10 protein-coding genes and 1 tRNA gene are annotated in these 12,270 nt (G+C 65.1%); 3 read left to right on the plus strand and 8 right to left on the minus strand.

Features of this window, described 5'->3' with window-relative positions:
- Positions 1 to 6 precede the first annotated feature (6 nt).
- The gene (locus WMN78_RS01895) at positions 7 to 1,098 is read right to left on the minus strand and encodes an ROK family glucokinase (RefSeq protein WP_340531694.1); all 1,092 of its coding nucleotides are present in this window, start codon (positions 1,096 to 1,098) and stop codon (positions 7 to 9) included.
- A gap of 201 nt (positions 1,099 to 1,299) precedes the next feature.
- On the opposite strand from WMN78_RS01895, the gene WMN78_RS01900 reads away from it, so the two are divergent.
- Positions 1,300 to 3,138 (plus strand): AMP-dependent synthetase/ligase, encoded by a 1,839-nt coding sequence (locus tag WMN78_RS01900; RefSeq protein WP_340531695.1) that lies wholly within the window; start codon positions 1,300 to 1,302, stop codon positions 3,136 to 3,138.
- 107 nt (positions 3,139 to 3,245) lie between these two features.
- On the opposite strand, the gene WMN78_RS01905 is transcribed toward WMN78_RS01900, so the two are convergent.
- Complete coding sequence (locus WMN78_RS01905; protein WP_340531696.1) at positions 3,246 to 6,641, minus strand: pyruvate carboxylase; 3,396 nt, start codon at positions 6,639 to 6,641, stop codon at positions 3,246 to 3,248.
- A gap of 307 nt (positions 6,642 to 6,948) precedes the next feature.
- On the opposite strand from WMN78_RS01905, the gene WMN78_RS01910 reads away from it, so the two are divergent.
- A complete protein-coding gene (locus tag WMN78_RS01910) occupies positions 6,949 to 7,785 on the plus strand; it encodes a ParA family protein (protein WP_340531697.1) in 837 nt (278 codons plus the stop codon).
- Between the two features lie 103 nt (positions 7,786 to 7,888).
- Here WMN78_RS01910 and WMN78_RS01915 read toward each other — a convergent pair whose 3' ends face one another.
- The 5 genes from WMN78_RS01915 to gcvH all read right to left on the minus strand — a co-directional run bounded on the left by WMN78_RS01915 (position 7,889) and on the right by gcvH (position 10,979).
- Positions 7,889 to 8,494: a MerR family transcriptional regulator gene (locus WMN78_RS01915; protein ID WP_305940484.1), complete on the minus strand. Its 606-nt coding sequence runs from the start codon at positions 8,492 to 8,494 to the stop codon at positions 7,889 to 7,891.
- Between the two features lie 242 nt (positions 8,495 to 8,736).
- Positions 8,737 to 9,240 (minus strand): bifunctional nuclease family protein, encoded by a 504-nt coding sequence (locus WMN78_RS01920; RefSeq protein ID WP_340531700.1) that lies wholly within the window; start codon positions 9,238 to 9,240, stop codon positions 8,737 to 8,739.
- Entirely contained in the window at positions 9,240 to 9,959 is a 720-nt protein-coding gene (locus WMN78_RS01925) for a MerR family transcriptional regulator (RefSeq protein WP_340531740.1), read from the minus strand. The genes WMN78_RS01920 and WMN78_RS01925 overlap by 1 nt, the downstream gene beginning before the upstream one ends.
- A gap of 23 nt (positions 9,960 to 9,982) precedes the next feature.
- Positions 9,983 to 10,459: an FHA domain-containing protein gene (locus tag WMN78_RS01930; RefSeq protein ID WP_317782153.1), complete on the minus strand. Its 477-nt coding sequence runs from the start codon at positions 10,457 to 10,459 to the stop codon at positions 9,983 to 9,985.
- 133 nt (positions 10,460 to 10,592) lie between these two features.
- Complete coding sequence (gcvH, locus tag WMN78_RS01935) at positions 10,593 to 10,979, minus strand: glycine cleavage system protein GcvH (RefSeq protein ID WP_340531702.1); 387 nt, start codon at positions 10,977 to 10,979, stop codon at positions 10,593 to 10,595.
- A gap of 146 nt (positions 10,980 to 11,125) precedes the next feature.
- Here gcvH and WMN78_RS01940 point away from each other — a divergent pair, with 146 nt between their 5' ends.
- Positions 11,126 to 12,016, plus strand: coding sequence for an Fpg/Nei family DNA glycosylase (locus WMN78_RS01940; protein ID WP_340531704.1), 891 nt, complete (start codon positions 11,126 to 11,128; stop codon positions 12,014 to 12,016).
- Positions 12,017 to 12,120: 104 nt separating this feature from the next.
- Here the strand turns inward: WMN78_RS01940 and WMN78_RS01945 are convergent.
- A tRNA-Pro gene (locus WMN78_RS01945) sits at positions 12,121 to 12,197 on the minus strand.
- Between the last annotated feature and the right edge of the window lie 73 nt (positions 12,198 to 12,270).

The raw sequence follows: 12,270 nt of genomic DNA on the forward strand, positions 1-12,270 counted from the left end.
TCCCGGTTAGCCGTGCATCCGGCTGCTGACCCGGGACAGGTCCGCGGCGCCGATCAGCCCGGCGTTGGGGCCGAGCGCTGCCAGTGCGATTTCGGCCGCCGGACGGAACCCGCGGCCGGTCAGATTGCGGGCAAAAGCCTTCCGGGCCGGCGCCACCAGCAGTTCACCGGCATCGCACAGGCCCCCGCCGATTACGAACTTTCCGGGATCCAGCGCAGCGGCCAGGTTGGCGAGCCCCAGCCCCAGCCATTCCCCGACGTCCTCCAGCAGTTCCCGGGAGGTGGGATCCCCAGCTTTGGCCAGTTCCGTCACGATGACGCCGGTGATCCGGTCCACCTGCCCGTCCACGGCTTTGAGGAGTTCCTGTGCCACCGGCGAATTGGCAGCAGCCAACTCGCGGGCTTCGCGGCCGAGGGCGTTGCCTGACGCGTATTGTTCCCAGCAGCCGCGGTTTCCGCATTCGCAGCGGTGGCCGCCGGGCATGATGATCTGGTGGCCGAATTCGCCCGCCACGCCAAAACGTCCGCGTTCCACCCGGCCGTCCATCACCATGGCACCGCCGATCCCGGTGCCAAGGGTGATGCAAACGAGCCTGTTCTGTCCCTGCCCGGCGCCAAAGCGCCATTCGGCCCACGCGGCGGCATCGGCGTCGTTGGTCAGCAGCACCGGCCGGCGCAGCAGGCGCTGGAGGTTCTCCCGCAGGGGTTCGTTGCGCCAGGCGAGGTGCGGGCTGAACAGCACCGTCCCGCCGTCGAGGTCCATCCAGCCGGCCGCGCCGATTCCCACTGACCAGATGCGGTGGCCGCGGCTCAGCTCCTCCACAAGTTCCACAATCACCTGTTCCACGGCCCGGGGGTCGTTCCCCGGCGTGGAGCGCCTGGCCTGGCTCAGTATCCTGCCGTCGGCATCCACTACGCCGGCGGCAACCTTGGTGCCCCCGATATCCACACCGATGGCCAGGCCCTTGCGCCCCAGGCGGAGGTGCTCGCGGAAGGTCTGGCTCGCGGCCAGCACTTCCTGCCCGGCAGGCTTCCTGCGCCGCCAGGCAGCCGTCCGTCGAAAGGGTCTGGGCGAGGCGCCGGGCGAAGGAGTATGCATGGTTCCCCATTCTATTGCCCGCCCCTTATTTCCGGGGCGGCGCACCTGCGGGACACGCCTCCCGGAAGGCCGGGGGTGGCGGGTTTCACGTGCTTAACCGTAAAGTTACTCGCCAGTAGGTGAAACAGAACACACCTCCACAGCGGGCGTACTAGTGTTAGCAGTACCCCCTGCGGGTCTATGGATAACAAAGGAGCTATCGTGCGCGAATTCAGTGTTCCGCCCTTGGTGAATGTACCCCCGGAAACCAACATCACCGACCTGGTGCTGCGGCAGGCCGCCAAGGCCTCGAACCCTTCCCTGTATTCGCGGCTCGACGCCGCCGGACAGTGGCAGGACATTTCCGCCACCGATTTCCTCGCCGACGTCCGCGTGCTCGCCAAGGGCCTCATGGCCAGCGGCGTGGCGGCCGGCGACCGCGTGGGCATCATGTCCCGCACACGGTATGAGTGGGCACTGGTGGACTTTGCCATCTGGTTCGCTGGCGGCGTCTCCGTCCCCATCTACGAAACATCCTCGCCCAGCCAGGTTGCCTGGAACCTCGGCGATTCAGGTGCCGTGGCAGCGTTTGGCGAGTCGGCCCACCACGAGGACGTCATCCGGCAGGCCGCCACGTCCGAAGGGCTCTCCTCCCTCGCCCACGTCTGGCAGCTGGAAGGCGCAGGGCTGGACGAACTCCGCGCCGCCGGAACCGCTGTCAGCGACGACGCACTCGAAGCCCGCAGGAGCCAGGCTTCGCTCACCGACGTGGCGACGATCATCTACACCTCCGGCACCACCGGCAGGCCCAAGGGCTGCGAACTGACCCACGGAAACTTCGTGGAGCTATCCGAGAACGCGCTGGCCACATCGCTGTCCGGCATCGTCCACGAACAGGCGCGGACCATCATGTTCCTGCCGCTCGCCCACGTGTTCGCCCGGTTCATCTCGGTCCTCGCCGTGGCGGCCGGCGTTACGGTGGCACACACTCCGGACATTAAGCACCTCTTGCCGGACCTGCAGAGCTACAAGCCCACGTTCATCCTCGCAGTGCCGCGCGTTTTTGAAAAGGTCTACAACTCGGCGATGACGAAGGCGGAGGACGGCGGCAAGGGCGCCATCTTCCACAAGGCGGCCGACACTGCAATCGCCTACTCGCGGGCCCGCCAGGCCGGGTCGATCGGCTTCGGCCTCAAGCTACGCCATGCGCTGTTCGACAAGCTGGTTTACAGCAAGCTGCGTGCAGCCATGGGCGGCCAGGTGGCCCACGCCGTGTCCGGTGGCGGCCCGCTGGGCGAGCGCCTGGGGCACTTCTTCCAAGGCATCGGCATGCAGATCCTCGAAGGCTACGGCCTGACCGAGACCACCGCGCCCATTACGGTCAACACCCCCTCGCTCATCAGGATCGGGACGGTCGGCGCTCCCCTGCCGGGAAATGCGGTGAAGATAGCCGACGACGGCGAGATCCTCGCCAAGGGCGTCTGCGTGATGCGCGGCTACTACAAGCGCGAAGACCTGGCGGCGGACACGTTCGTGGACGGCTGGTTCCGCACCGGCGACATCGGTCAGATGGACGATGACGGCTTCCTGACCATCACGGGCCGCAAGAAGGAGATCATCGTGACGGCCAGCGGCAAGAACGTTGTGCCCGCCCTGCTCGAAGACCAGATCCGGGCCGACGCCCTGGTTTCGCAGGTGCTCGTTGTGGGAGACAACATGCCGTTCATCGGCGCCTTGGTGACCCTGGATGAGGAAGCCCTGCCGGGGTGGCTGCAGCGACACGGGCTGCCGGCCTCCACCACCGTCGCTGAAGCGGCGGACCATCCGGTGGTCAAGGCCGCCGTCCAGGATCTCATCACCCGCGCAAACCACTCAGTGTCCCAGGCCGAAGCCATCAAGTCGTTCCGGATCGTGCCGTCCGACTTCACGGAGGCTTCCGGCCACCTGACCCCGTCCATGAAGGTCAAGCGGGCCCAGGTGATGAAGGACTTCGAAGCGGTCATCGGGGAGATGTACGCGGCACCGCGCCCTGCCCGTACCGAGCCGTCCGGACAGCACTAAGAGTCGGCCAGCACAACAAGGGAGGGCCTCCCGGTTCATGTTGAACCGGGAGGCCCTCCCTTTGTGCCTGTTCGACGTTGTCTTTGCGACGTTGCCTGTTTGTCTGGCTACTCGACGACCAGCAGCAGGTCCCCGCCCTGGACCTGTTCCACGGCGCCGACGGCGAGGCGCGAAACGGTGCCGGCCACCGGCGTCGTGATGGAGGCCTCCATCTTCATGGCCTCGATGGTGGCAACGGTGTCTCCGGCATTCACGGCGTCGCCCACCTTGACCGTCAGTGTCACGGCTCCGGCGAACGGCGCTGCGACGTGGCCCGGCTGGCTGGCATCCGCTTTTTCAGCTGCCTTGACGTTGCTGACCACGGAACGGTCGCGGACCACCACCGGCCTGGACTGTCCGTTGAGCGTGCACATCACGGTGCGCATGCCCTTCTCGTCCGGCTCAGACACAGCTTCGAGGGAGGCGATCAGGCGGACGCCCTTCTCCAGTTCGATCTCGTGCTCGGCCCCGCGCTGGAGGCCGAAGAGGTAGTCGCGGGTATCCAGGACGGAGAGGTTGCCGTAGGTCTCCACGCTCTTCTGGTAGTCCTTCGTGGGACCCTCGAAGAGCAGGCGGTTGAGGGTCTGCTGGCGGGTCTTGGAGTCGCCCTTCAGCGCGGCGCTGTCTTCGGCGCTGAGCTCGGCGTCCCGCACCTTGATGCTGCGTCCCTGGAGGGCCTTGGTACGGAACGGCTCCGGCCAGCCTCCGGGAGGATCACCAAGCTCACCGGACAGGAACCCGATGACTGAATCGGGGATGTCGTAGCTCTGCGGGTTTTCGTTGAAGTCCGCGGGGTCGGCGTTAAGGCCCACGAGGTGCAGGGCGAGGTCGCCTACCACCTTGGAAGACGGAGTGACCTTCACGAGGCGGCCCAGGATGCGGTCGGCTGCCGTGTACATGTCCTCGATGGCCTCGAAGCGTTCCCCGAGGCCAAGGGCCATGGCCTGCTGCCGCAGGTTGGAGAGCTGGCCGCCGGGGATCTCGTGCTGGTAGACACGGCCGGTGGGGCCCGGCAAGCCGGATTCAAAGGGTGCGTAGACGCGCCGCACGGCCTCCCAGTAGGGTTCCAGCGAGCTGACCTTGGCCAGGCCCAGGCCTGTGTCGCGCGGAGTGTGGGCCAGGGCGGCAACCAGTGCGGATGCCGAGGGCTGGCTGGTGGTGCCGGCCAGGGAAGCCGAAGCGACGTCCACCGCGTCCACTCCCGCATCCACTGCCGCCAGCAGCGTGGCCAGCTGGCCGCCTGCGGTGTCATGCGTGTGCAGGTGGACCGGAAGGTCGAAGCGTTCCCGCAAGGCCGCCACAAGCTTCGCTGCGGCCGCGGGACGCAACAGCCCGGCCATGTCCTTGATGGCGAGGATGTGGGCACCGGCGTCGACGATCTTCTGCGCCAGCTCCAGGTAGTAGTCCAACGTGTACAGCTTTTCGTCGGGATCAAGCATGTCCCCGGTGTAGCAGAGGGCGACTTCAGCGACGGCGGTACCGGTGGCCCGGACGGCGCGGATGGCCGGGGCCATCTGGTTGACGTCGTTGAGGGCGTCGAAGATCCGGAAGATGTCGATGCCGGTGGCGGCAGCCTCGTTGACGAATGCCTCGGTGACTTCCTCGGGGTACGGCGTGTAGCCCACGGTATTGCGGCCGCGGAGCAGCATCTGCAGGCAGATGTTGGGCAGTGCCGTGCGAAGCGCGGCAAGCCGGTCCCAGGGATCCTCGCCGAGGAACCGCAGGGCGACGTCGTACGTGGCACCGCCCCACGCCTCCACGGACAGCAGTTCGGGGAGCAGTGCGGACACGGCGGGGCCGGCCGCCACGAGGTCGCGGGTACGGACCCGGGTGGCCAGCAGCGACTGGTGGGCGTCACGGAACGTGGTGTCGGTGACGGCGACGGCCTCCTGGGCGCGCAGGGCCTTGGCGAAGCCTTCCGGACCCAGCTCGAGCAGCCTCTGGCGCGAGCCCTTGGGTGCGGGGGTGTCCCCCACCGCGGGCAGCTTGGCCGCGGGGTCCGAGTGGACCGTGAGCTCGCCGTTGGGCTTGTTGACGGTGACCTCTGCCAGCCAGGTCAGCAGCTTGGTGCCGCGGTCCGCGGAGACACGGGCCTTGAGCAGCTCGGGGCGCTGGTCGATGAAGTTGGTGGCGACATCGCCGGCGATGAAGTCCTTGTCGTCCAGGACGGCCTGGAGGAAGGAAATGTTGGTGGATACGCCGCGGATGCGGAATTCAGCCAGGGCGCGGCGCGCCCTGGCGACGGCTGCGGGGTAGTCGCGGCCGCGGCAGGTCAGCTTGACCAGCATGGAGTCGAAGTGCGGGCTGATTTCGGCACCCGAGTAGACGGTGCCGCCGTCGAGCCGTACACCGGCGCCGCCGGCGGACCGGTAGCCGGTGATCTTCCCGACGTCCGGCCGGAAGCCGTTGGCCGGATCCTCCGTGGTGATGCGGCACTGCAGTGCTGCACCCTTGAGCTGGACGGTCTCCTGTGAGAGGCCAAGGTCAGCGAGTGTCTCACCGGAAGCGATGCGCAGCTGCGCCTGCACCAGGTCCACGTCGGTGACTTCCTCGGTGACCGTGTGCTCCACCTGGATGCGGGGGTTCATCTCGATGAACACATGCTGGCCCGCGCGTTCCCCGACGGTGTCCACGAGGAACTCCACGGTACCGGCGTTGACGTAGTTGAGCGCCTTGGCGAACTTCACGGCATCGCGGTAAAGCGCCTGACGGATGCCTTCATCCAGGTTCGGTGCCGGCGCAATCTCGATCACCTTCTGGTGGCGGCGCTGGATGGAGCAGTCGCGTTCGAAGAGGTGCATGACGTTGCCCTCGGCGTCCGCCAGGATCTGGACCTCGATGTGCCGGGGGCGAAGCACGGCCTGTTCCAGGAACATGGTGGGGTCACCGAACGCGGCATCGGCTTCGCGCATGGCAGCCTGGAGCGCTTCGGGAAGCGCGTCACGGGTGTCCACCCGCCGCATGCCGCGCCCGCCGCCGCCGGCCACGGCCTTGGCGAAAATGGGGAAGCCGATCTCGTCCGCGGCGGCGATCAGAACGTCCAGGTCCTTGGAGGGCTGGCTCGACTTAAGGACGGGAACACCGGCCGCGCGTGCCGCTTCGAGGGCGGCAACCTTGTTTCCTGCCAGCTCAAGGACCTCAGCCGGAGGTCCGACAAAGGTGATGCCGGCCTCTTTCGCGGCCCGGGCCAGGCGGGGATTCTCCGAGAGGAATCCGTAACCGGGGTAGATGGCGTCGGCACCGGATTCCTTGGCCACCCGGACCACCTCATCCACGTCGAGGTACGCGCGGACGGGATGGCCCTCTTCGCCGATCAGGTACGCTTCATCAGCCTTCTGGCGGTGGATGGAGTTACGGTCCTCGTTCGGGAACACGGCAACAGTCTTGGCGCCCAGCTCGTAGCCGGCACGGAAGGCGCGGATCGCGATTTCGCCGCGGTTAGCCACCAGAATCTTGGAAAACATACTTCTCCTGCATCATTGCGGGTGTATCGGTAAGTGGTCACAGTGTGTAAGACGGGCGCGTGGAAACACAAATCATTGTGTCGACCATCACAGAATTATCCGTCATGGAGGCCGGATTAGGCAGACCCAACCGATACCGGCCGCCGGCGTCTGCGTGGTATGCGCCGCACACACGCCCGATGAAGCGGGATTCATCACCGGGGCAACATATGATGAGTCGGGGGCGCTTACGCGCGCCCTCCGCTCCGGGGAGCCGGAGCCGGCACTACCCCAAAACGGCAACCGGCGTTAGGTATTGGTTTTTCACGTGCAAGTAGTCAGCATCAGCAGCCTCAAAGGCGGGGTCGGCAAAACTTCCGTCACCACCGGATTGGCATCTGCGGCCCTGGCCGCCGGCATCCCCACCCTTGTGGTGGACCTTGATCCGCACGCGGATGCCAGCACGGCGCTTGGTGTCCAGCCGGATGACCAGCTCGACATCGGCAGGATGCTGAAGAGCCCCCGCCGCGCCCGGCTTACGGAGAACGTCGTCACCAGCGGCTGGGTGGCCCGGGAAAACTATAACGGAGCCCGGCCCGCCGTCCTGGACGTCGCGGTGGGTTCCGCTTACACGGGCATTTACGACCGGCCTGACCTTGGCCGCAGGGACCTGCGCAGGTTGTCGGCGGTTCTGGCCGGCACGGACAAGTACCAGCTAATCCTGGTGGACTGCCCGCCGTCGCTGAACGGTCTGACCCGGATGGCGTGGTCCGCCAGCGACAAGGTGGCCCTGGTTGCCGAACCTGGCCTGTTTTCCGTGGCGGGTACGGAGCGCACTATGCGCGCCATCCAGCTGTTCCGCCAGGAGTTCGCCCCGAACCTCTCCCCCGCCGGCATTATTGCGAACCGCGTCCGCTCGGGTTCGTCCGAGCACGCCTTCCGCCTCGCGGAGATGCAGTCGATGTTCGGTGAACTGCTGCTGACTCCCCACATTCCGGAGCAGGCAAACTGGCAGCAGATCCAGGGTGCGGCGCATTCCGTGCACCACTGGCCGGGCGATTCGGCGAAAAATGCCGCCAGTTTGTTCAACACTCTTCTTGACAACCTCCTGGCCTCCAACGGCTCTGATTCCGCCGGGGCCCTCCGGGAACGGAGCCTCCGGTAGCTGACCACGGAGACAAATGCCCTCCTCGTAACCGGCACGCACACTGAACGCAGAAAGGCCGCCTTCACTTCGGAAGGCGGCCTTTCTGCTGAGGGTGGAACCGTTAGCCTGTGGTGCCGGTCTTGCGGGCGGCGCGGCGCTTGCTGAGTTCATCGTCCGGAAAGGACTGCTCGACGGCGTGCTCGCTGGGAAGCGCAGCGAGGCTGCCTTCCACTTCGCGCCACACCCGGCCGACGGCGATTCCGAAGACGCCCTGGCCGCCCTGGACCAGATCAATGACCTCGTCCGCGGACGTGCACTCATAGACGCTCGCGCCGTCGCTCATGAGTGTGATCTGTGCGAGGTCCTCAACGCCGCGTTCCCGCAAGTGCTCCACAGCGGAACGGATCTGCTGCAGCGAGACGCCCGTGTCCAGCAGCCGCTTGACCACTTTCAGCACCAGGATGTCGCGGAAGCCGTAGAGCCGCTGCGAGCCGGAACCGGCGGCGCCTCGAACTGCGGGCTCAACAAGGCCCGTGCGTGCCCAGTAGTCGAGCTGGCGGTAAGTGATGCCTGCGGCCTTGCAGGCAGTCGGTCCGCGGTAGCCCGCGTCCTCGTCCAGGACAGGAAGGTCTTCCGTGAAGAGGAGGCCCTGAGCACCGCTCGCGGGCAGGGCAACGCCTGCCGTTGAAGCCTGCTTGAGCTCGCCTGCTTCGCCTTTCGGACTCACGTGGACCCTCCTCGTCGTATGCTCCCCTAAGGAAGTTGCGGCACCAGCGATCACAGATCTGAAATTCATCTGTGTAATTTCAGCCGGAGCTGCACATTCCAGTGTGACTTGCGCGGCTGTTGTATGCAATGGGAACTTGATATCTTCGACGTTAGGCCTGCCACGGCCCAAGGTCAAAGACGTTGGCCTACTTTGAGGGGCGTGTCGAAACTTTCAGCCTCAACTTTAACCTTAACGTGACCCTAGCCGTCGAAGTCTTCCGGCTCCACGTCGTCGAGGAACTCGCGGAAGCGCCGCAGTTCACGCTCCTCGTCCACGGTGGGTCCGGGCTCGGTGTCTTCGCCTTCGTCGTGCTCGGTAATCCGGACACCTGCCTCATCCATCACCGAATCCGCGCACCAGATACGGCACTTGGCCCGCAGGGCCAGGGCAAGGGCATCGGAGGCCCTGGAGCTCACGGTGGTGCCGTCTTCAAACTGGAGCTGACCGTAGAAGATGTTGTCTTCGACGGCGACGATGTTCACACTGACGATGGAGTGACCCAACGATTCGACGACGTCGATCAGGAGGTCGTGCGTCATGGGCCGTGGCGGCACCACACCCTGCTGGGCCAACGCAATAGCACTGGCTTCCGGGGTGCCGATCCAGATGGGCACGTGCCGTTCGCCGTGAAGTTCGCGAAGCAGCACCAGCGGCTGGTTCGACGGCAATTCGATCCTCACACCTACGATCTCGACTTCAATCATCAGATATCCATTCGCGATATGCGGTCCTGCACCAAAGCCCGGTGCAGCGTCAGGCAGAGATCACTGATCTCCCGGGCTGCCTCGGCGGCCCGGGCATGGGATGCCGCGTCCTTGCGGGACGTCAGCGGCGCTACGGCACGTTCCACCAGGCCAAACTCCCGCTCCGCGGCGGCCTGGAACGGCCGCAGGTGGCGGGGTTCGAGGCCATGGCTTTCCAGCTGGACGCAGGCACGGGCCACCTGCAGGGCGTGTTCATCGAACTTCCCGTTGACGTGGCCGATCAGCCCGAATTCAAGCAGGGACCGAAGCAGCGGCACACTGGCGCCGGACTCGGCCCGCAACTGGTCTTCGCTGAGTCGGCGCACCTTGTTCTGCAGTTCGGTGGCGAGCTCGTCCGACACGATCCGCGGGGACACGGTAACGCCAGGCGGCAGGTTCTCCGGGCGTTCGCCGCGGTCGATGGCGTCAAGGTAATCCTTGATCACCTTCAGCGGTAGGTATTGGTCGCGCTGGAGAGCCAGTACGAAGCGGAGCCGCTCTACATCCGTGTCCGCGTACTGCCGGTAGCCGGCCGGCGTGCGTTGGGGATTGATCAGGCCTTTTTCTTCAAGGAACCTGATTTTGGACGCCGTCATGCCAGGGAAGTCGTCACTCAGTTGCGCGAGTACTTCCCCGATATTCAGGACCTGGGGTCCGCGCCGTTCCGGTTGTTGTGCCAGAGCCACAGGCAACTACCCCGGGATCAGACGTTGCCTGCTGCGCGGGCAGGGCTGAGGTAGAAAGTGAGCCGGAACTTGCCGATCTGGACTTCATTGCCGGACTTGAGTTCCACGCTGTCCACGCGGTCGTGGTTGACATAGGTTCCATTGAGGCTGCCGGTGTCAACGACCTCAAAGCTTCGTGCCGTCCGACGGAACTCGACGTGGCGGCGGGAGACCGTGACGTCGTCAAGGAAGATGTCCGCGTCCGGGTGGCGGCCCGCAGTGGTGACATCAGAGTCCAGCAGGAAACGAGCACCGGTGTTGGGCCCGCTGTGGGCAACCAGGAGCGCCGAACCGAACGGAAGGGCTTCAACTGCAACCCGCTCCTCCGGAGAGAGCTTGGGCGCAATGATCGGCTCATCACGGATCGGCGTGAGATGGATCGAGGTGGTCTCCGAAGCTTTCACTCCGCCCGTGCCGTAATCACCAACGTTGTGGCTATTCTCGTGACCAACCATGGATTCCTCCTCTTCCGTTGCAGATGTCCCCCTGCAAACAACGCGTGCCCTCCGGAAAAGCCTGGCAGATCCGGTTACGGCGTGCCGTCCGGCTGCTGATCGCTCAGCAGCCGGACGGCCATGCCGGTTATCTTTAGCCTACCTGTTGTTCGTACTCCGATGCACTGAGCAGGGACTCCACTGCGTCGGCCTCTGCGAGCTTGACCTCGATAAGCCAGCCGTCGCCGTAAGGATCGCTGTTAATCAGTGCCGAATCGGTGTCCAGGGCTTCGTTCCTTGCGACGATTTCGCCGCTCACGGGAGCGTAGATGTCGCTCACGCTCTTGGTGGACTCAACCTCGCCCACGACCTCGTTCGCGGCGACCTTGGTGCCGACTTCGGGCATCTGCGCGTAAACGACGTCACCCAGTGCGTCCTGGGCGAAATCGGTGATGCCAACCCGCACCACGCCGTCGGCGTTCGGGGCGGAAACCCACTCGTGTTCGGCAGTGTAGGACAGGTCTTCGGGAATGTTGCTCATCAGGGGCCTTTCATCGGGTCAACCACGAATATTGGTCAATCAGCAATGTCATCGGAGGTCTGCAGAACAAGCCGCCGCTGAAAGTATATGCACATCGACAGCCGCGGCAGGGAGCCCCTGTCTGCCCCTTGTGGCACAGTAGTGACATGCCAGAACTTCCCGAAGTGGCCGGGCTGAGCGCTTTCCTGGGCGCCCGGCTTCGTGGAGCTGTACTGACGAAAATCCAGATCGTGTCCTTCGCGGTCCTCAAGACGGCAGACCCGCCGTATACGGCATTGGAAGGCCGCGCCATCTCCGGTGTCCAGCGCCGCGGGAAGTTCATCATCCTGGACGCTGACGGAATCTACGTCGCGTTCCACTTGGCCAAGGCCGGCTGGCTGAGGTACACGGAATCGCCCACCCATGCCGTGCTGCCACGGGGCAAGGGGTACATCGCCGCGCGGCTGGAATTCACCATGAGAAGGCCGGAAACCGACGGCGGCGAAGTGCAGATAGGGATCGACCTCACGGAGGCAGGCACAAAGAAGAGCCTCGCACTTTACGTGGTCCGGGACCCCGAACAGATCCCCGGAGTCGCCACTCTGGGCCCCGACCCGCTAGGCGACTCGTTCAGCCTAGACACTTTTGCTGAAATTCTCTCCGCGAGCACCCAGCAGATTAAGGGACTATTACGGAATCAGGGAGTGATCGCCGGAATCGGGAACGCCTACAGTGACGAAATCCTCCACGCGGCGCGGATCTCCCCTTTCGCCATCGCGAAGTCGCTGGACCCGGCAGCCGTCCGCGTTCTCTACGACTCCGTCCACAGCATCCTGGGCACGGCGGTGGCGGAGGCCGTGGGAAAGGCACCCAACGAATTGAAGGACGCGAAGCGGAACACCATGCGCGTCCACGGCCGGACCGGTGATGAGTGCCCGGTCTGCGGCGACACCATCCGTGAAGTGTCTTTTGCCGACAGGGCCCTCCAGTACTGTCCGACGTGCCAGACAGGCGGCAAGATCCTGGCAGACCGGAGGACGTCCCGTTTCCTGAAGTAGGAAGGCAACCTGTCACGGCACAAAGTACGGCATAAGAACCCGCGCTTAACGAAAAACCGCCCCGTCCCGGGATGATTCCCGGAAACGGAGCGGTTTTTTCTTGCTGGTCGGGCTGACAGGATTTGAACCTGCGACCCCTTGACCCCCAGTCAAGTGCGCTACCAAGCTGCGCTACAGCCCGTTAGTTCCGCCGTTCTCCGCTTCGGTTTTCCTCCTAGTTACCCCGGGATTTTTACCTCAGCAGTCCGGCCGAA

The sequence above is a fragment of the Arthrobacter oryzae genome (assembly GCF_037911235.1).
Classification (GTDB): domain Bacteria; phylum Actinomycetota; class Actinomycetes; order Actinomycetales; family Micrococcaceae; genus Arthrobacter; species Arthrobacter oryzae_E.